The organism is Brachybacterium kimchii, from assembly GCF_023373525.1.
GTDB lineage: Bacteria > Actinomycetota > Actinomycetes > Actinomycetales > Dermabacteraceae > Brachybacterium > Brachybacterium kimchii.
Genome location: NZ_CP097218.1, coordinates 526,738 through 546,037, shown reverse-complemented (window position 1 = coordinate 546,037; position 19,300 = coordinate 526,738). Strand labels below are relative to the sequence as shown.

Sequence of the window (19,300 nt, the reverse complement as noted above, 5' to 3'; positions counted from 1 at the left end):
CGGTGCGCGTGCGCCTCAGCGGGCGGCCGTGGCGCGATCGGCATGATCGACGGCGATCGTCACCACGTCGCGATCCATGGAGACGAAGCCCCCGTCGACCGCTCGCTCGGTGACCTCGCCGTCCTCGCCGATGATCCGCACCGCGCCGCGCTCGAGGATCGCGAGCGTGGGCTGCATCCGCGGCAGGATGCCCATCGAGCCGTCGGCGGCGGGGACCACGACCTGGGCGGCATGGCCGCTCCAGACCGTCCGGTCCGCGGAGACGAAGGTGACCTCGAGGGTGCTCACTCTCCGAGCTCCTTCTGGATCCGGTGCCAGTTCTCCATGACCATGTCGATCCCGCCGACGTTGAAGAACGCCTGCTCGGGGATGTGGTCGAACTCGCCGTCGCAGATGCCCTTGAAGGACTCGATGGTGTCCTTGAGCGGCACGTCCGAGCCGTCCACGCCGGTGAACTGCTTGGCCAGGTGCGTGTTCTGCGAGAGGAACTGCTGGATGCGGCGGGCGCGGCCGACGATGACCTTGTCCTCCTCGGAGAGCTCGTCGACGCCGAGCATCGCGATGATGTCCTGCAGCTCCTTGTTGCGCTGGAGGATCTGCTTCACGCGGTTGGCGACGTCGTAGTGCTCCTGGCCCACGTAGCGCGGGTCGAGGATGCGCGAGGTCGAGGTCAGCGGGTCGATCGCCGGGTACAGGCCGCGCGAGGCGATCTCGCGGGAGAGCTCGGTGGTCGCGTCCAGGTGGGCGAAGGTGGTCGCCGGGGCCGGGTCCGTGTAGTCGTCGGCCGGGACGTAGATCGCCTGCATCGAGGTGATCGAGTGGCCGCGCGTCGAGGTGATGCGCTCCTGGAGCTGCCCCATCTCGTCGGCCAGGTTCGGCTGGTAGCCCACGGCCGAGGGCATGCGGCCCAGCAGCGTGGAGACCTCGGAGCCCGCCTGCGTGAAGCGGAAGATGTTGTCGATGAACAGCAGCACGTCCTGGCTCTGCACATCGCGGAAGTACTCCGCCATGGTCAGGGCCGAGAGGGCCACGCGCAGACGCGTGCCCGGCGGCTCGTCCATCTGGCCGAAGACCAGGGCGGTCTTCTCGATGACGCCGGACTCGGTCATCTCCTCGATGAGGTCCCAGCCCTCACGGGTGCGCTCGCCGACGCCGGCGAACACGGAGACGCCGTCGTGGTTGTTGGCCACGCGGTAGATCATCTCCTGGATGAGGACCGTCTTGCCGACGCCCGCGCCGCCGAACAGGCCGATCTTGCCGCCCTGCACGTACGGGGTGAGCAGGTCGATCGACTTGATGCCGGTCTCGAACATCTCGGTCTTGGACTCGAGCTGGTCGAAGCTGGGGGCGGTGCGGTGGATGGGCCAGCGCTCGGAGACCTCGAAGGTCTGGCCCTCCTCGACGTTCAGCGGGTTGCCGACGACGTCGAAGACGGTGCCGAGGGTGACGTCGCCGACCGGCACGGAGATCGGGGCGCCGGTGTCGGTCACGGACTGCCCGCGCACGAGGCCGTCGGTCGGCTTGAGCGCGATCGCGCGGACCATGCCGTCGCCGAGGTGCTGAGCCGTCTCGAGCGTGAGGACCGAGGGCAGGAGGCCCGCGCCCTCGGCGCTGATCTCGGTGGTCAGAGCGTTGTAGAGATCGGGGATGTTGCCCGGGGGGAACTCGATGTCGACGACCGCGCCCGTGACACGGGCGATGCGGCCGGTGCCCTGCTGCGCGGAGGCAGCGGGGGCGTCGGTGGTGACTGGGGTGCTCATTCGTTTCTCTCCAATGGGTCAGGCCGGCGCGCGGAGCGCTCGCGGCGGCTCAGCGTTCGGTGCGACCGGATCCCGAGAGGGCGTCGGCGCCGCCGACGATCTCCGAGATCTCCTGGGTGATCTCCGCCTGGCGCGCCGAGTTGGCCAGCCGGGTGAACTTGCGGATCTGCTGTTCGGCGTTGTCCGTGGCCGTCTTCATCGCGCGCTGCGTCGCCGCGTGCTCGGAGGCCATCGACTGCATGAGCAGGTTGACGATGCGCGACTCGAGGTAGCGCGGGATCAGCTCGTCCATGACCGTCTCGGCGTCGGGCGCGAACTCGTACAGCGGGTACGAGGGCGCCTCGGCGCCCGCCTCGGCGTCGACGACCTCGAGCGGGACCAGGCGGGTCGCCCGGGCCACCTGCCGGAACCGGCTGAGGAAGCGGGTGCCCACGAGGTACGCCTCGTCGAGATGCACCTCCGGGTCCTCGCTGAGCAGGTCGCCGGTGAGACGCTGCGCGATCTCGTGGCCGAGCGCAGGGATCTCGCTCTCCTGGAACGGGGTCCAGGCCGTGACCGGCGGACGGTTGCGGAACGTGTAGTAGGTCTCGCCCTTGCGGCCGACGACGTACAGCACGGGCGTCTTGCCCTCGTCGATCAGGTGGTTGGCGAGCTCCTCCGCGGCGCGGATCGCGTTGTGCGAGTACGAGCCCGTCATCCCGCGGTCGGCCGTGATGAGCAGGATGCCGGCGCGGCCGGTCTCGCTGCGCTCCTGGTCGAGGAACGGATGCTCGACGTCGGTCGAATGGGTCGCGACGGCGCCGATCGCCCGAGTGATCGCCTCGGCGTACGGCGTGGTCGCGAGCACCCGGGCGTGGGCCTTGGCGATGCGCGAGGCCGCGACCATCTCCTTGGCCTTGAAGATCTTCTTCATGCCCTGAGCGGAGGTGATCCGCTTCTTGTACTCCCTCTGCTGTGCTCCCATGTCTCTCCTTCGCGGGATGCTCCGGCTGGTCCCGGCGCCGCCCTCCCCAGCAGGGTCTCCCCTGCCCGGTCGGACGGCGCACCGGATCATCCGCGGACGATGCGCTCCTGGTCGATGTCCTCGTCCTCCGCGCTCTCGTGCACGTCGGTGCGAGCCTCGCTCTGGCCCTTGCCGGCCAGGAAGTCGCGCTTGACCTGCTCGAGCAGCTCGGTGGCCTGCTGCTCGGTCTCCTCGGAGAACTTCTTCGAGGTGCGGATGTCCTCGAGCACGGTGCCGTTGTGGCGCAGGTGCTCGAGCAGCAGGGACTCGAACTCGCGGACGTCCTCGACCTCGATGTCGTCGAACTTGCCGGTGGTGCCGCCCCAGATCGAGATGACCTCCTCCTCGACCGGGAAGGGCGAGGACTGGGGCTGCTTGAGCAGCTCCATGAGGCGCGCGCCGCGGTTCAGCTGCTGCTTCGAGGCGGCGTCGAGGTCCGAGGCGAACATCGCGAAGGACTCGAGGTCGCGGTACTGCGCGAGCGAGATCTTCAGCGTGCCGGAGACGCCCTTCATCGCCTTGATCTGCGCGGAGCCGCCGACGCGGGAGACCGAGATGCCGACGTCGACAGCGGGGCGCTGATCGGCGTTGAACAGGTCGGACTGCAGGAAGACCTGGCCGTCGGTGATCGAGATGACGTTGGTCGGGATGTACGCCGAGACGTCGTTGGCCTTGGTCTCGATGATCGGCAGGCCGGTCATCGAGCCGCCGCCCATCTCGTCGCTGAGCTTCGCGCAGCGCTCGAGGAGGCGGGAGTGCAGGTAGAACACGTCACCGGGGTAGGCCTCGCGGCCCGGCGGGCGGCGCAGCAGCAACGACACGGCGCGGTAGGCCTCGGCCTGCTTGGTGAGGTCGTCGAAGACGATGAGGACGTGCTTGCCCTCGTACATCCAGTGCTGGCCGATGGCCGAGCCCGCGTAGGGGGCGATGTACTTGAAGCCCGCGGGATCGGAGGCGGGGGCCGCCACGATCGTCGTGTAGTCGAGGGCGCCGGCCTCCTCGAGGGTGGCGCGGACCGACGCGATGGTCGAGCCCTTCTGGCCGACGGCCACGTAGATGCAGCGCACCTGCTGGCTCGGGTCGCCGGACTCCCAGTTCGCCTTCTGGTTCAGGATCGTGTCCAGGGCGATGGTTGTCTTGCCGGTCTGGCGGTCGCCGATGATGAGCTGGCGCTGGCCGCGGCCGATCGGGGTCATCGAGTCGATGGCCTTGATGCCGGTCTGCATCGGCTCCTTGACGCTCTTGCGCTGCATGACCGTGGGGGCCTGCAGCTCGAGGGCGCGGCGCTCGGTGCTGGCGATCTCGCCGAGACCGTCGATGGGGGCGCCGGTGGGGTCGACCACGCGGCCGAGGAAGTCGTCGCCGACGGGCACGGAGAGCACCTCGCCGGTGCGGCGCACCTCCTGGCCCTCCTCGATGCCGGAGAACTCGCCGAGGACGACGACGCCGACCTCGCGCAGCTCGAGGTTCAGGGCCAGACCGAGAGTGCCGTCCTCGAAGCGGACGAGCTCGTTGGCCATGACGCCGGGGAGACCCTCGACGCGGGCGATGCCGTCGGCCGACTCGGTGACGCGGCCGATCTCCTCGCGCTCGGGCGTGCCGGCCTGGTAGGTGGACACTGCGGTGTCCAGGGCGTTCCGGATGTCCTCCGGGCGGATCGTGAGCTCAGCCATCGCGGTGCTTCGCTTCCTTCTCTGCCCCGCGGGCGGGGCGGTGGTCGTACCAGCTGTGGTCGTCAGATGGGAGGTCCCGGGGGATCTCCGGTGGATCTCGCCGCGCGGCCGTCAGGCCACCAGGCGGGAGCGCGCCTGGGCCAGGCGCGCGAGGACTGTCGCGTCGTAGAGGTCGTCCCCGACCTGGACGCGCAGGCCGCCGACGACGTCCTCGTCCAGCTCGAAGTTGGTCTGGACCTCGCGGCCGTAGATCCGGGTGAGGATCGAGGACAGTCGCGACTGCTGCTCGGGGGTGAGCTGTCGCGCGCTGCGCACGATCGCCAGCAGACGGCGGCGCCGCGCCGAGGCGAACTCGGCGAAGCCCAGGAGGCGGCGAGCGGGCTTGACGTCCGTGCGCCGACCCACCGCACGGCGGGCGAGCGCGAGGGTCAGCGGGTGCACGCGGCCCTCGAGCAGTCGCGAGACGATCCCCGCGCGCTGCTCGGGATGCTCGCGGGCGTCGTCCAGGGCGCCGGTGAGCTCGCCGCTCTCGTCGATCACGCGGGAGATCTGGAAGAGCTCCTCCTCGACCTGCTCGAGCACGCCCTCGCGGGTCGCCTGCTCGAGGAGGGCCTCGACGCCGAGCTGCTCGAGGGCGTCCAGGACGTCCTCCTGCTCGGACCAGCGGCGGCCGACGATCTCGAGGATCACGGAGAGCGCCCCGGGGCTGACGCGCCCCTCGAAGAGCGAGCGCGCCACGGACTGCTTGACCTCGGCGGGTCGACCGCCGTCGCTCAGCATCCGCACCAGCTGGTTGCTGGAGTCGATCGCGTCGGCGGCCCCGAAGAGGTCCTCGGCGACCTGCGACAGCGACACGTCGTCGCCGCGCAGGAGGTCCTGGGACCGCTGGGTCACCTCACGCAGGGAGGTGGAGGAGGTTCCTCGCATCTGGTGTCCTTATCGGGTCGCGGTCTGGGACGACTCGAGGTCGTCCAGGAACCGGTCGATCACGCGGCGGGAGCGCTCGTCGTCGGTGAGGGACTCCCCGACGATCTTGGAGGCGAGGTCGCTCGCGAGCGTGCCGACCTCTCCCTTGAGCTGGGCCGCGGCGGTGGTGCGCTCGGCCGAGAGCTGCTGACGGCCGGCGCTGAGGATGCGGTCGTTCTCGGCCTCGGCGCGCGCCTTGGCCTCCTCGACGATCGCGGCGCCGTCCGCACGGGCCTTCTCGCGGATGGAGGCGGCCTCCTGGCGCGCCGCCGCGAGCTCCTGCTCCTGCTCGTCCTTCAGCTGGTCCGCCTGCTGCTGGACCTCCTCGGCCTTCTTCAGACCGCCTTCGATCTTCTCGCTGCGCTCATCGAGCACGGCGTTGAGCCGCGGCAGGATGAACTTGATGAAGACGACGGCGAAGATGACCAGGAAGATCAGCGACCAGACGATCTCCTGGGGCTCGGGCACCAGGATCTTCCAGCCCTCGACCTCTTCCGAGGTGCCTTCGGCAAGAATCATGGTGGGGGTCCTCAGCTGTTGAAGAGGAAGCCGGTGACGATCGCCAGCAGCGTCAGGATCTCGGTGAAGGCGATACCGATGAACATGGTCGACTGCAGGGCGCCGCGCAGCTCGGGCTGGCGGGCGGTCGCCTCGGCGGTCTTGCCCACGATGATGCCGATGCCGATGCCGGGGCCGATCGCCGCGAGGCCGTAGCCGATCGAGGCGACGTTGCCGGAGAGCTCTGCGAGAGTGGTGGCGTCCACAGGGTTTCCTTTCGTTGTGCCGACCGGGTGGACGGCGCGTTCTGGGGAGGGTACGACGGAGCGGGTCAGTGCTCGTCCGACGTCGCCATGTTGATGTACACGGCGGTCAGGATGGTGAAGATGAAGGCCTGCAGGGCGGCCACGAAGATCTCGAAGCCGTAGATGCCGATCGCGAGGGCCCCGGAGAACGGCGCGACCGCGATGAGAGCGGAGCCCGAGAACAGCAGACCCTGGGTGAGCCCGATGAAGACCACGAGCATGATGTGCCCGGCGACCATGTTGGCGAGCAGTCGGATCGTCAGCGAGGCCCAGCGGATCACGGCGAGCTGGAGGAACTCGATCGGGATCAGGAGGATGTAGATCGGCTTCGGCACGCCGGGGGGCATCGTCTCGTGCTTGAGGTAGCCGCCCAGGCCGTGCTTCTTGATGCCGAAGGAGATGTAGACGATGAACGTCCACAGCGCCGCGAGCAGCGGCAGGCCGATCACGGAGGTGCCCGCGAGGTTCAGCCCGGGGATCACGCCCGCGAGGTTCATCGTGAGGATGAAGAAGAACATCGTCACGAGCATGGGGGCGTACTTCTTGCCCTCGCGCATGCCCAGGGTGTTCTCGATGATCGAGTGATCGACGAACTCGATGATCATCTCGACGATGCTCTGCGCGCGACCGGGCACGAGCTTGGCGCGGGAGGCGATGACCGCCATCACCGTCAGCACGACGACGAGGATGATGAGGCGCACGAGCTGGACGCGGTTGAACTCGAACCACGTGCCGCCGAACAGGATGGCGTCCGGGAAGAACTCGGAGATGCTCGGCGTGTGGAACTCGAAGCCCTCGGCGAGGAGGTTCGGAGTGGCGTCGGCGGTGTTCAGCGCGATCTCCCGTGGTCGTCGTGTCGGCATCCGCCCCGCCGGTTCCGGCGGACGGGTGACGAGGCCCTGGGGCCTCGGCCGTCGCTGGCGTCAGCAGTCTGGATGGTCGTGCATGTCCTCTGATCCCCCACCGGGGTCGGGGATGCCGCGGGACGGTGCCGCCGGACCGCGGACGAGCCGAGGTCGGGGAGGCGGCGTCGGGAACGATCCGGGACCCACCGAACCCACGGCTCACCCCGGAGGGGCGGTGTGGAGGAGTGTCACGGGGGCCGTTCCAGGCCACGCGAAGACACCCTGAGCATATCAGAGCGTCACTGCTCCCGAGGGGGTTCGGCGACCTCCAGACGGGCACGTGAGCGCACCATCCCGACCGCCTCGGTGACGGCCGCCACGACCGCCCCCGCGAGCAGGGCGACACCGAGCCACGGCCGCGAGAGCCAGGTCGCCTCACCGAGCAGAAGGAGCGCGATGACCAGCACGAACATCTTCACGAGCCAGCTGCCCATGAGCACCATCGCGTAGGAGGTGCCGGGCAGCGGACGTGCGATACGGGCGCTCGCCACTGTGGGCAGGGTCACCACGAGAGCGAGACCACTCCCGACCAGCGCGCCGGGCAGCGCGCCCGCGCCGCCGAGCAGCGCGGCGAGCACGATGACGACGGCGTCGACGACGATCCCCGCGAGGATCGCGAGCAGCAGGGCCCGCATCAGCAGACGGTCGTTGTGGCGGCGGGCGCGCGCGATCCCCTCGTCGCTCGGGGCGGAGGGATCGGGTCGGTCGGCGGCGGGCATCGGCGTCTCGGATTCCTCGGTGTTCTCGGGTCGGGTCGGGTCTGGTGTGGGGCGGCGGCCGACGGGGTCAGCCGGCCTCGCGCTCGTGGGCGGGATGGCGCCTCCCGGAGCGGCGGCGCAGCCGGGCGATCGGATCGATCGTCACCACGAAGGCGACGAGCAGCCCGATCCCCCAGAAGATCACGACGGTGCGCATGTCCACGAGGGCCGGCAGCAGCATCCCCACCGAGATCACGATCGCCCACATGTACATGATGAGGACGGCCCCGAGCTGCGAGTGGCCGATCGCGAGCAGGCGGTGGTGGAGGTGGAGCTTGTCGGCGTGGAAGGGCGAGTGGCCCGAGCCGATGCGGCGGACGACGGCGAGCACGAAGTCGAGGAACGGGATGAACATGACGCCGATGGGCAGCAGGATCGGCAGGAACTGACCGATGACCTTCGCGTCGGACAGCTGCGCGGTGTCGATCTGGCCGGTGACCGTGATGGTGCTCGCGGCGAGCAGCAGGCCCAGCAGCATGGAGCCCGAATCCCCCATGAAGATCTTCGCGCGCGGCAGGTTGTGTGGCAGGAACCCCAGACAGGCGCCCACCATCGCGGCCGTGATCAGGGCGGCGAGCGAGGAGTAGTCCGTGGTCGAGGCGCTGCGGGTGAGCATGTAGGCGTAGGCGAAGAACGCCGTGCCCCCGATCGCCATCACCCCCGCGGCCAGCCCGTCCAGACCGTCCACGAAGTTCACCGCGTTCATCGAGACCACCACGACGAGCACCGTGAGGATGATGGCGCTGCGCGAGGAGAGCAGGGTGACGCCGCCGATGGGCAGGGACACCAGGCGCACTCCCTCGGCGGCCAGCAGCACGGCGGCGAGCACCTGTCCCGCGAGCTTGGTGACCCAGTCGAGGTCCCATTTGTCGTCGGCGGCGCCCAGGAGGGCGACGATCCCGGCGGCGGCGAGGATCGCCCAGGGCTGGCTGCTCTCGTGGAACAGTCCGTGGAGGAAGGGGATGCGGCTCGCGATGAGCATCGCCGCGGCGACCCCCACCAGGATCCCCAGTCCCCCGAGGCGCGGGGTCACGACCGTGTGCACGTCGCGCGAGCGGACCGCCGTCATCGCCCCGATCCTGCGCGCCATGAGGCGCACCGCGGGTGTGACCAGGAAGGTCACCGCCGCCGCGAGGAGCAGGACGAACAGGTAGATCCTCACGCGGGGCGGCTCCCGCTCCCGGTCTCCCCGGGTCCGTCGGCGGAGGAGTCGGGCTCTGCGGCGTCGACGGCGTCGGCGGGCGCGGGCAGCGGCGTGGAGCCGGCGGCGGCGAAGGCGTCGGCGCCGATGTCCTCGACGTTCTCCTCGCCCTCCGCCTCGGCGGGCTCGTCGGTCTCGGTCGCCGTCTCCGTCGTCGCGTCGGCCGACGCTCCCCCTGCCGTCGCCTCGTCGACGTCGGCGTCGGCTGCGGCGTCGGCGTCGCCGTCGGTCTCAGCCCCGGCGTCGGTCCCGGTGACGGTGTCGGGCTCCTCCGGCTCGGGGGCGGTGAAGATGTCGCCGACGGCCTCGACGATCTGCTCGCGGGTGAGCGCGCCCTCGCGGACGATCTCGGCGGGCTCGACCGTGGTGTCGATGATGGTGGAGGCGGTGCCCAGGCGTGCGGGGCCCCCGTCGAGGTAGACCTCGACGCGGTCGCCGAGCTGGGTCGCGGCGTCCATGACGCTGAGCGCCGCGGGCTTGCCGTGGCGGTTCGCGCTCGAGACGGCGAGCGGCCCGGTGCGGCGCAGCAGCTCGAGGGTGACCTCGTCGTCGGGCATGCGCAGGGCGACGGTGCCCCGGGTCTCCCCGAGGTCCCAGTTCAGCGAGGGCTGCGCGGTGAGGATCAGGGTGAGCGCGCCGGGCCAGAAGGCCTCCGTGAGGCGCTCGGCGTACTCGGGGACGTCGACCGCGAGTCCCAGCAGCACGGCGGGATCCCCGACGAGCACCGGCGGAGGGGCGTCGCGCCCGCGGTCCTTGGCGTCCAGCAGCGCCTGCACGGCGTCCGGGGTGAAGGCGTCCGCGCCGATGCCGTAGACGGTGTCGGTGGGGAGCACGATCAGGCCGCCGTCGGACAGGGCGTCCTGTGCGGCCTGGAGGCCCTCGTCGCGGGTGGCTTCGTTCGTGGTGTCGTACACGCTCACGGCGCTCAGTCTCTCATCTCGTGCTGGGGGTGGACGGGTGGGCGCGGAGGGCGACCAGGAAGCGGTCGCGGCCGGTGAGGTCGCGGACCGTGCGGATGTCGACGAAGGACCCCATTTCCTCGGCGAGGGCGCGCGTCGACGGGCCCTGCACGTCGGCGTGCTCCATCACGAGCAGACCGCCGGGCCGCAGCAGTCGCCCGGCGAGGGCGACCACGGAGCGGGGCACGTCGAGTCCGTCCGCTCCCCCGCCGAACAGTGCGCGCGCCGGGTCGTGCTCGCGCACCTCCTGCTCGCGGGGGATCGCATCGGCGGGGATGTAGGGCGGGTTCGCGAGCACCGCGTCGACTCCTCCGGCGCGGGCGCCGAGCACGGGTTCCGGGTCGGCCAGGAGCTGCGTGTCCCCGACGTCGCCCGTGCGGACCTCGCCGCGCTCCGGATCCACGGCCGCGAGGTTCCGCGCCGCCAGGTCGCGGGCGGCGGGGTCGATCTCGAGGGCGAGGACGCGTGCGGAGGGCATCTCGTCGAGGACCGCGGCCGCGAGGGCGCCGCTGCCCGTGCAGAGGTCCACGACGGTGCGCACGTCGTCCGACCGTGCGTGCTCGAGCAGCAGATCGATCGCGAGCTCGGTCTCCGGGCGCGGGATGAACACGCCGGGAGCGGTCTCGAGCAGGAGCCGTCGAAACGGGGCGCGCCCCAGGATCAGCTGCAGAGGCTCCCGGCGCTCGCGGCGGGCCACGAGCTCCTCGAGGCGCGCGTCGAAGTCCTCCGGGAGCGCATCGAGCAGGACCAGGGGCCCGTCGGCCCGCGCGGCGGCCTCGATGAGGGTGCGGGATTCGGCGCTCGAGGACACGATGCCCGCCTCTCCCAGTCGGGCGGTCGTGCGCGACAGCGCGGTGCGCAGGCGCATCCGCACGTCGATGCTCACAGCTCTCCCTCGGCGGCCTCGCGCAGGCGCTGCTCGGCCTCTGCGCGGCGGGAGGAGTCGATGAGGGCGTCGAGGTCGCCGGCGAGGACGGCCTCGAGGTTGCCCGCCTTGAAGCCGGTGCGGTGGTCGGTCACCCGTGACTCGGGGAAGTTGAACGTGCGGATCCGCTCGGAGCGGTCGACGGTGCGCACCTGGGAGCGGCGGCTCGCGGAGGCCTCGGCGTCCTGCTCGGCGCGGCGCGCCTCGAGCAGGCGCGAGCGCAGGATCCGCATCGCCTGCTCCCGGTTCTGCAGCTGGCTCTTCTCGTTCTGGCAGGAGACGACGATGCCGGTGGGCAGGTGGGTGATGCGCACGGCGGAGTCAGTGGTGTTCACGCTCTGCCCGCCGGGCCCGGAGGAGCGGAAGACGTCGATGCGCAGGTTCGCTGGGACCATCTGCTCGGCGAGCAGCTCGGCCTCGTCGGTCTCGTCGGCCTCGGGCATCACCAGGACGCCGACGGCGGAGGTGTGGATGCGCCCGGCGGACTCGGTGACCGGCACGCGCTGGACCCGGTGGACGCCGCCCTCGTGCTTGAGGTGCGCCCAGACGCCGTCGGCCGCTCCTCCGCCGGTCCCGGCCCCGCCGTCGACGGCGGACGAGCCCGCGCGGATCGAGAGGGTCGCGTCCTTGATGCCGCCCAGGTCGGAGTCGGTGGAGTCGATGACCTCGAGCGTCCAGCCCCGGGAGAGCGCGTACTGCCGGTACATGCGCAGCATCTCCGCGGCGAACAGGGCGGACTCCTCGCCGCCGGCTCCGGCCTTGATCTCCATGAGCACGTCCCGGGAGTCGTCCTCGTCGCGGGGGGCGAGCAGCTCGCGCAGGTGCTCGCGGAGGGTCGCGACGCGCTCGGCGTCCCGCTGGGCCTCGGCCGCGAACTCGGGGTCCTCCGCGGCGAGCTCGCGCGCGGCGTCGCGGTCCTCGGCCGCACTGCGCAGGTCGCGCAGCGCGGTGACGATCTGGTCGACCTCGGCGTAGCGGCGTCCCACGCGTCGCGCGCGGGAGGCGTCAGTGTGCAGGGAGGGGTCCGCCATGCGCCGCTGCAGCTCGGCGTGCTCCGCCTCGAGGGCGCTCAGCCGCTCGAGCGGGAGGCCGTCGAGGTCATCGGCAGGATGCGCCACGGCCTCTCCTCGGATCAGGACACCGGCAGGATCATGTCATCGCCCGACCGGGAGGCCGGAGACACGACACCGGCGGCTCCCCAGGGGGAACCGCCGGTGTCGGAAGCGCTGTTACTTGGACTTCTTGCCGTAGCGGGCCTCGAAGCGGGCCACGCGACCGCCGGTGTCCAGGATCTTCTGCTTGCCCGTGTAGAACGGGTGGCAGGCGGAGCAGACCTCGGCGCGGATCTCGCCGTCGCCCTTGGTGCTGCGGGTGGTGAACGTGTTGCCGCAGGTGCAGGTCACCTGGGTCACGTGATAATCCGGGTGGATGTTCGCCTTCATGATCTCTCCTTCGTGAGGTCGCTGGGTCGGTGCCCGACGGGCGCCGTGAACCAGAACCGACGCCCGATTGTGCCACGTGCGCACGAGCAGGCACAGCCCCCGACGCGTGGGGGTGACGAACTCCCCACGGGGCGGGATCCGCACAGGGGCGCCCGAGCACCGGGGAGGCGGCCCGTCCCGCTCTCAGGCGGACTCGCGGATGATGAGCCGGTAGGGCACGGTGCGCACGGCCCCGCCGTCGGCCGCGCTCAGGCGTCCGGTGAACAGCCCGTCCACGAGATCGACCGCTTCGCGGGCCACGGCCTCGAGGTCGACGCCGATGGTCGTGAGCTCCGGGGAGACGAGCTCCCCCAGCGCGAGCCCGTCGACGCCCGTCACACGCACGTCGTCGGGGACGTTCAGACCGCGGGTGCGCAGCGTCTTGAGCACCTGAAGCGCGTGCACGTCGTTCCAGGCCATGAGGGTGTCCGCGCCCGCCTCGAGCGCCGCCTCGACCTGGGCCGGGATGCCGCCCGCCGACGCGGGGACGAGGTCCACCGCGGCGATCCGCCGGCCGACGGCCTCCCGCATCTCGTGCGCGCGGCGGCTCTCCCCGTCCTGGGTGCTGTCGAGCACGGCGACGCGTGCGGCGCCGGAGCGCTCCAGATGCGCGGCGAGCCCGCTCATCGCGGCCTCCTCCGCGAAGCGCACGCCCGCACCGTCGGCCTCCTGGAGGTCGAGGCGCACGAGCGGCATGCGCGCGGGGACGATCTCGTCGGCGTCGGCCGGGAGGCTGTAGCCCAGCAAGGCGTCGGCCCGTCGCACGAGCTCGGTCGCGATCGCCTCGGCCTCCGCTCCGTTCTCGGTCTCGGCGACCACCACGTTCCACCCGCGCCGTGCGCTCTCGCGGATCACGGCGGCGGCGATCTCCGGGAAGAACGTGTTGGTGAGCTCGTTGACCAGCAGGCCGAGGGTGGGCGGCCCCTGGGAGACGAGGCCGCGTCCGAAGCGCGAGGGTCGGTAGTTGAGCTCCTCGGCCGCGGCGAGGACGCGCTCGCGGGTGTCGGGGCTGATGCCGGGCATGTCGTTCATGGCCCGGGTGACCGTCTGCCGCGAGACGCCGGCGCGCGTGGCCACGTCGACGATGGTGGCGCGCCGGGCGCCCGTCGTCCGGGCGTCCGTCCGCGCACCGGCGCTCTCACGGCTCCTGCTCACGCCATGTCCTCCCGAAGATCCAGCCAGGCGACCTGCTCGGGGGTCAGCTGCACCGAGAGGCCTTCCATAGAGGATCGCATCTCCGCGATGGAGCGGGGACCGAACAGCGGGAACGTGGGGAACGGCTGGGCGAGCACGTACGCGAGCGCGATCGCGGTGGGCGGGACACCGAACTCGCGGGCGAGGGTGCGGGCGCGCTCGAGGCGCTCGAAGTTGTCGTCGGAGTAGTAGCAGCGCACGAGCTCGGCGTCCGAGCGGTCCTCGGGCGCGGCACGGCCGGTGAAGAAGCCCCGGGCCTGGGAGGACCAGGGGAAGAGCGGGATCTTCCGCTCCTCGAGCCAGGCCTTCGAGGCCGGGTCGGTCGCGTGCACGCAGCCGGCCCAGGGGACGTCGAGCGCCTCGGCCAGGCCGAAGTGGTTGCTCAGCAGGCTGAAGCCCTGCTTGCCGTGGGCCGCGGCGTACGCGTTCGCCTCGTCGACACGCGCGGGCGTCCAGTTCGAGCCGCCGAACGCCCGGATCCGGCCGGCCTCGAGGTGCTCGTTGAGCACGTCGACGAACTCGCCGACGGGGATCTCGAGGTTGTCCCTGTGCATCATGTAGAGATCCGCGTAGTCGGTCTGCTGGCGCTCGAGGGACTCGAGCAGCTGACGGCTCAGGGAGTCGGGGTCGCAGTGCGGCGTGTGCGCGCCCTTGGTGATCACGACGACGTCCTCGCGGATGCCGCGGTTCGTGATCCATTGCCCCAGCTGCACCTCGTGGTGACCGCCGCCGTAGATGTAGGCGGAGTCGAAGGTGGTGCCGCCGGCCTCGACGAAGGCGTCGAACAGGGCGGAGGCGTGGGCGAGGTTCGGCTGGTTGTCGCAGCCCATGACCAGGCGGGAGATCTTCTTGCCGACGCCCGGGATCTCGCCGTAGGGCATGGCGGAGTGCTCGCGGTCCGCCCGCACGCGCAGCGGGGCGCCCGAGACGGTGGGGATCGCGGAGTCCTCGCGCTCGAAGGGATAGCGCAGGCCGATCTGCTCGCGCCAGTCGTCGAGCGCGCGCGCCTGGCCGAGGCTCGCCTCGAGATCGAGCTCGGGGACCTCGGACCGCCCGGCGAGGACGGCGCGCGCGAGGGCGTCCGCCTCCAGGGCGTAGGGGTGGGCGTGCTCCACGCGGATCTCGCGCGGCTCCTCGCCCGCCGTGTCGAGACTGATCACGGTGTCCTCGCCGAGCGTCCACGGATCCTCGAGACGGATCACGCCGCGGCTGCCGGTGATCGTGGCGGACTGCGGATCCGCCAGACGCACACCGGTGCGCAGGCTCGCGGTGGCACCGCCCGCGAAGGTGAGCTCCGCGGCCGCCCACTCGTCGACGCCCGTGGGGCCGACGGTGCCTGCGGCGCGGAGCGCGGCGGGCTCGACGACGGTGCGCCCGGCGGCGGCCCCGGCGACCAGGCGCGCCAGGGACAGCGGGTAGCAGCCGACGTCGAGGATCCCGCCGCCGGCGATCTGCGGGTCGAACAGACGTCCCTCGCGCGCCCCGGTGTCGAACGAGAACGAGGCGTCGACGTGCACGAGCTCGCCGATCGCGCCCTCGCGCACGAGGTCGAGCACCTGGACGGTCTGCGGATGGAAGCGGTACATGAAGGCCTCGAGCAGCACGCGCCCGGTGCGGCGGGCGACGTCCGCGACGGCCATCGCGGTGCCGTGGTTCACCGCCAGCGGCTTCTCGCAGAGCACGTGCTTGCCGGCCTCGAGGGCGGCGATGCTCAGGCGCGCGTGCTCGGTGTGCACCGTGGAGACGTAGACGGCGTCGACCGCATCGGAGGCCAGGACCTCCTCGTAGGTGCCGATCACGGCACCCGGGTCCTCGGCGATGCCGAACTCGCGCGCGAACTCGCGGGCCCGCTCCGGGTCACGGCTGCCCGCGCCCACGAGCACGCCGAGCTCGCTGTGGGGCAGCTGGCCGGCGAAGCGACGGGCGATCGAGCCGGGCCCGAGGACCGCCCAGCGCAGGCGCGCCGGAGCGCCGGGCGCGGCCGCGCGCTCCGTGCTGCTGTCGTCGTGGGTGGGGGCGCTGCTGTCGGTGTTCATGGATGCGACCTCGCTGTCGATGGGTGGGAGCTGCGGACGGCGGATGGATGCTGCGGCGGATGCCGGACGCGGACCGCACCGGGGCAACGCGGCTCATCCGCCTGCCGTGAACGTTCACGACTAAGATCACGCTACACGTCCGGCGGCCGCGGCGCCATGCGCGACAGAACTCCGCCGGGGCGCGTCGATCCGCCGCGGCCGCCCAGGGCGGCGGCACAGAGATGCGACGGAGACACGATCCGGCATCCGTCGGAGGAGCCGCACCCGCCGAACATTTGTGACCCTTGACACCCCCGCGAGCGGATGCCATAGTCCTGGCCAGCTGTGAACGTTCACGGCCCTGATCGCCTGCTCGATGACGAGGAGAGCCCATGCACCCACCCACGCGACGACACGTCCTGCGAGGCCTCGGCCTGGCGGGACTGGCAGCGGGAGGACTGGCCGCCTGCGGCTCCTCCCCCACGATCTCCGACGACCCCGACGAGCTGGTCATGTGGTACTGGAACCGGTCCGCCAGCCCGAAGCTCCTCGAGCAGGCCGCGAAGAACGTCCCCGGCACGGATCGGCACGTGCGCGCCGACGTCATCGGCACCACCTTCGACACCAAGCTGCGCACGAGCCTCGCGGGCGGCGCCTACATCCCGGACATCACGTACATCAACTCGAACAACGCCCTCTACTTCCGCAACGAGCACCAGTTCCTGGACATGAGCGACCTGGGGGCCGCCCAGCACGCGGACGACTACTACGAGTGGAAGTGGAAGCTCGGGATCACGCCCGAGGAGCGCTTCTGCTTCTTCCCTCTCGACATCGGCCCGACCGGCTTCTACTACCGCCAGGACGTGTTCGAGAAGGCGGGGCTGCCGACGGAACCGGACGAGGTCTCCTCCGCGGTCTCGACGTGGAAGGAGTGGATCGCCCTGGGCGCCGAGCTCCGGAAGGCGACCGGCTCCGCGCTCGTCAACACCGCGCAGTCCATCTACGAGCAGTTCCTCAACGCGAGCCCCGAGCGCTACCTCGACGCCGAGGACACGCCCCTGTACACGGCCGAGGGCTCGGCGGTGCGCGAGGCCTGGGACACGGCCATCGCCGCGATCGACGCGCACATCACCGCGGGGATCCCGGACGCCCGCGGCACGGACCAGAACGCCGCGTGGTCCAGCGGGAAGACCGCCGGCCACGTGAACGCCTCGTGGTGGTCCCAGATCATCCAGGAGTCCGCGCCGGACTCCGCGGGCCTCTGGCGCCTGGCCGACCAGCCCGTGCGCCCGGGGAACTCAGGAGGCTCCTTCGCCGCGATCCCCCACACCTGCAAGGACCCGGAGGCCGCCTTCGCCTTCATCCGCTGGATCAACACGCCGGACCACCAGGCCGAGGCCTACAACGACGTCCAGCTCTTCCCCTCCGCACCCGCCTCCTACGAGAGCGGCACCATGAAGTACGCGGGTGACTTCTTCGGGGACCAGGATCCGCTCGCCTTCTTCTCGCACGCCGCCGAGCAGGTGCCGGAATCGTTCATCAGCACGTGGGAGAGCGTCGTCTCCGGCAGCTTCACCCTCGAGATCACCAACGTCGAGACCGCCGGCAAGGACCCGGACCGCGCATGGGCCGATGCGATCGCCGCCGCCGAGAAGGCACTGCGCAAACGAGGAGTCCAGCGATGAGCGTCATGACCACTCCCCCGCCCGTCGACGCCGCCCGGGCCCCCGCCGCGGCCGTCCCTCGCACCCGGGCCCGCGGCTGGCGAGGAGTCCTCTCCCACTGGCCCCAGTACGTCGCGATCGCCCCGTTCTACGTGCTCTTCCTCGTCTTCGGGCTGTTCCCCATCGTGTTCTCGATCGTGCTCTCCTTCACCGACTGGGACGGCATGGGCGAGATCCGCTTCGCCGGGCTCTCCCAGTACATCTACCTCGTCCAGGACTCCCGGTTCTGGAACGCGGTCGCGAACACGTTCATCATCTGGTTCCTCTCCACGGTCCCGATGCTGTTCCTGGCGCTCGTCATCGCGTTCCTGCTGCACCAGAACATCCGCTTCCGCGGGTTCTACCGGGTGGCCTTCTTCCTGCCGAACGTCACCAGCATGGTCGCGATGGCGATCGTCTTCGGGTCGGTGTTCTCCGACTCCTTCGGACTCGTGAACTCGGCGCTGACCGCCCTGCACGTCGACTCCGTGCCCTGGCTCTCGAGCAGCCTGGGCATCAAGGTCACCATCGCCGTCATGGTGATCTGGCGGTTCACCGGCTACAACGCGATCATCTACCTCGCCGGGCTCCAGTCGATCCCGACGGACCTGTACGACGCCGCGAAGACCGACGGCGCCTCGACCTGGCAGATCTTCACCCGCGTGACGATCCCGATGCTGCGGCCGATCATCCTGTTCACCGTCATCACCTCGACCGTCGGCGGGCTGAGCCTGTTCACCGAGCCGCAGGTGCTCCTCGGCGACGCCGGCGGCAACGGCGAGGCCGGCATGACCATTGTGCTCTACCAGTACAACCAGGCGTTCACGCAGTTCGACTTCGGCTATGGCTCGGCCATCGCCTGGGCGCTCTTCGTCCTCGCCTCCGTGTTCGCGATCATCAACTGGCGCCTGCTCAGCGAGCGCAGGGACGCGCCCCGACGGACCGGCAGGAAGGCACGCTCATGACCACCGCTGATTCCACCCGCACCTCCGAACGCACGGCGCCGGGAGGCCCGGCGGAGCCGCGCGCGAACGACCGGCCGGGACTGCGGACCTCGGGCGACCGGGCCGCGATCGCGCGCGCCCGCCTCGAGAAGGTGATCACGCATCTGCTGATCCTCGTCGGCGTCGTGCTGTCGGTGTTCCCGTTCTACTGGCTCGCGGTGATGTCGACGTCGACGACCGCGCAGATCTTCGGGTACCCGCCGCGTCTCACCTTCGGCACGAGCTTCGCGGAGAACCTGAGGAACCTGTTCTCGAGCGTGGACATCCTCTCCGCCCTCGTGAACACGATCATCGTGTCCGCGCTGTGCGCCGTGCTGGTGATGTTCTTCGACTCCCTCGCCGCCTTCGCCTTCGCGAAGTACGACTTCCCTGGGAAGAACGCCCTGTTCGTGCTGATGATCGCGACCTTCCTGATCCCCGGGAGCCTCTCGCTGGTGCCGAGCTTCATCCTCATGTCGAAGATCGGCTGGGTGGGGACGCTGCAGGCGCTCATCGTCCCGGGCGCCGCGAACGCCTTCGGCATCTTCCTGCTGCGGCAGATGGCGAGCTCGTCCATCCCCGACGAGCTCGTGGAGTCCGCGCGGATCGACGGCGCCGGCTTCTTCACCATCTACCGCCGGATCGGCGTGCCGATGATGCGCGGCGGCCTCGCGTTCCTGGGCATCTTCACGTTCATCACCGCATGGAACGACTACGTGTGGCCGTTGATCGTGCTGGTCGACCCGAATCGCCAGACCCTGCAGACCGCCCTGCAGAACCTCAACTCGCTGTACCTCACGGACTACGGGATGGTCATGGCGGGCGCGCTGGTCAGCGTGCTGCCGCTCATCGGCGTCTTCATCATCGGCTCGCGCCACTTCATCGCGAACATCGCGGCGGGCGCGATCAAGGGATGACGGAGCCGGGATGACGAAGCGGGGCGGGCACCGAAGTGCCCGCCCCGCCGTCGT

Annotated in this window: 19 protein-coding genes; 3 read left to right on the top strand and 16 right to left on the bottom strand. The window is 70.7% G+C overall.

Translation table 11 applies throughout. The features are described from left to right. Positions 1–15: 15 nt before the first annotated feature. From M4486_RS02460 to M4486_RS02385, 16 genes are all read right to left on the bottom strand, one after another. Entirely contained in the window at positions 16–288 is a 273-nt protein-coding gene (locus tag M4486_RS02460) for a F0F1 ATP synthase subunit epsilon (protein WP_249479388.1), read from the bottom strand. Next, positions 285–1,760 (bottom strand): F0F1 ATP synthase subunit beta, encoded by a 1,476-nt coding sequence (gene atpD / locus M4486_RS02455; RefSeq protein ID WP_152352688.1) that lies wholly within the window; start codon positions 1,758–1,760, stop codon positions 285–287. The genes M4486_RS02460 and atpD overlap by 4 nt, the downstream gene beginning before the upstream one ends. A gap of 49 nt (positions 1,761–1,809) precedes the next feature. Then, the gene (locus M4486_RS02450) at positions 1,810–2,724 is read right to left on the bottom strand and encodes a F0F1 ATP synthase subunit gamma (RefSeq protein ID WP_152352687.1); all 915 of its coding nucleotides are present in this window, start codon (positions 2,722–2,724) and stop codon (positions 1,810–1,812) included. 86 nt (positions 2,725–2,810) lie between these two features. Further along, positions 2,811–4,436, bottom strand: a complete 1,626-nt coding sequence (gene atpA, locus M4486_RS02445) for a F0F1 ATP synthase subunit alpha (RefSeq protein WP_249479387.1) — start codon at positions 4,434–4,436, stop codon at positions 2,811–2,813. A gap of 111 nt (positions 4,437–4,547) precedes the next feature. After that, complete coding sequence (locus M4486_RS02440; RefSeq protein WP_249479386.1) at positions 4,548–5,363, bottom strand: F0F1 ATP synthase subunit delta; 816 nt, start codon at positions 5,361–5,363, stop codon at positions 4,548–4,550. Positions 5,364–5,372: 9 nt separating this feature from the next. Further along, the gene (locus tag M4486_RS02435; RefSeq protein ID WP_249479385.1) at positions 5,373–5,921 is read right to left on the bottom strand and encodes a F0F1 ATP synthase subunit B; all 549 of its coding nucleotides are present in this window, start codon (positions 5,919–5,921) and stop codon (positions 5,373–5,375) included. A gap of 11 nt (positions 5,922–5,932) precedes the next feature. Then, the gene (atpE, locus tag M4486_RS02430; RefSeq protein WP_152352683.1) at positions 5,933–6,166 is read right to left on the bottom strand and encodes an ATP synthase F0 subunit C; all 234 of its coding nucleotides are present in this window, start codon (positions 6,164–6,166) and stop codon (positions 5,933–5,935) included. Positions 6,167–6,231: 65 nt separating this feature from the next. Further along, positions 6,232–7,068 carry a F0F1 ATP synthase subunit A gene (gene atpB / locus M4486_RS02425; protein WP_152352682.1) on the bottom strand — a complete coding sequence of 279 codons (837 nt, stop codon included), beginning with the start codon at positions 7,066–7,068 and terminating at the stop codon, positions 6,232–6,234. A gap of 281 nt (positions 7,069–7,349) precedes the next feature. Further along, positions 7,350–7,829: a Cg1360 family ATP-synthase-associated protein gene (locus M4486_RS02420; protein WP_249479384.1), complete on the bottom strand. Its 480-nt coding sequence runs from the start codon at positions 7,827–7,829 to the stop codon at positions 7,350–7,352. A 67-nt stretch (positions 7,830–7,896) separates the two neighbouring features. Next, the gene (locus tag M4486_RS02415; protein WP_152352680.1) at positions 7,897–9,030 is read right to left on the bottom strand and encodes an MraY family glycosyltransferase; all 1,134 of its coding nucleotides are present in this window, start codon (positions 9,028–9,030) and stop codon (positions 7,897–7,899) included. Beyond that, entirely contained in the window at positions 9,027–9,989 is a 963-nt protein-coding gene (locus M4486_RS02410) for an L-threonylcarbamoyladenylate synthase (RefSeq protein ID WP_249479383.1), read from the bottom strand. Before M4486_RS02410 ends, M4486_RS02415 begins: the two co-directional genes overlap by 4 nt. 13 nt (positions 9,990–10,002) lie before the next feature. Next, positions 10,003–10,914, bottom strand: coding sequence for a peptide chain release factor N(5)-glutamine methyltransferase (prmC, locus tag M4486_RS02405; protein WP_249479382.1), 912 nt, complete (start codon positions 10,912–10,914; stop codon positions 10,003–10,005). Continuing rightward, positions 10,911–12,071, bottom strand: coding sequence for a peptide chain release factor 1 (prfA, locus tag M4486_RS02400; protein WP_283257954.1), 1,161 nt, complete (start codon positions 12,069–12,071; stop codon positions 10,911–10,913). The genes prmC and prfA overlap by 4 nt, the downstream gene beginning before the upstream one ends. Before the next feature lie 111 nt (positions 12,072–12,182). Continuing rightward, a complete protein-coding gene (gene rpmE, locus M4486_RS02395; RefSeq protein WP_200500990.1) occupies positions 12,183–12,395 on the bottom strand; it encodes a 50S ribosomal protein L31 in 213 nt (70 codons plus the stop codon). Positions 12,396–12,578: 183 nt separating this feature from the next. Then, positions 12,579–13,589 (bottom strand): LacI family DNA-binding transcriptional regulator, encoded by a 1,011-nt coding sequence (locus M4486_RS02390; RefSeq protein WP_249479381.1) that lies wholly within the window; start codon positions 13,587–13,589, stop codon positions 12,579–12,581. Continuing rightward, entirely contained in the window at positions 13,586–15,664 is a 2,079-nt protein-coding gene (locus tag M4486_RS02385) for an aldo/keto reductase (RefSeq protein WP_249479380.1), read from the bottom strand. The genes M4486_RS02390 and M4486_RS02385 overlap by 4 nt, the downstream gene beginning before the upstream one ends. A 371-nt stretch (positions 15,665–16,035) precedes the next feature. On the opposite strand from M4486_RS02385, the gene M4486_RS02380 reads away from it, so the two are divergent. From M4486_RS02380 to M4486_RS02370, 3 genes are read left to right on the top strand one after another with little or no spacing between them, the layout of a single operon-like run. After that, a complete protein-coding gene (locus tag M4486_RS02380; RefSeq protein WP_249479379.1) occupies positions 16,036–17,328 on the top strand; it encodes an ABC transporter substrate-binding protein in 1,293 nt (430 codons plus the stop codon). Further along, entirely contained in the window at positions 17,325–18,311 is a 987-nt protein-coding gene (locus tag M4486_RS02375; RefSeq protein ID WP_227488102.1) for a carbohydrate ABC transporter permease, read from the top strand. The genes M4486_RS02380 and M4486_RS02375 overlap by 4 nt, the downstream gene beginning before the upstream one ends. Then, complete coding sequence (locus tag M4486_RS02370) at positions 18,308–19,246, top strand: carbohydrate ABC transporter permease (RefSeq protein ID WP_249479378.1); 939 nt, start codon at positions 18,308–18,310, stop codon at positions 19,244–19,246. Before M4486_RS02375 ends, M4486_RS02370 begins: the two co-directional genes overlap by 4 nt. The last annotated feature ends 54 nt before the right edge of the window (positions 19,247–19,300 follow it).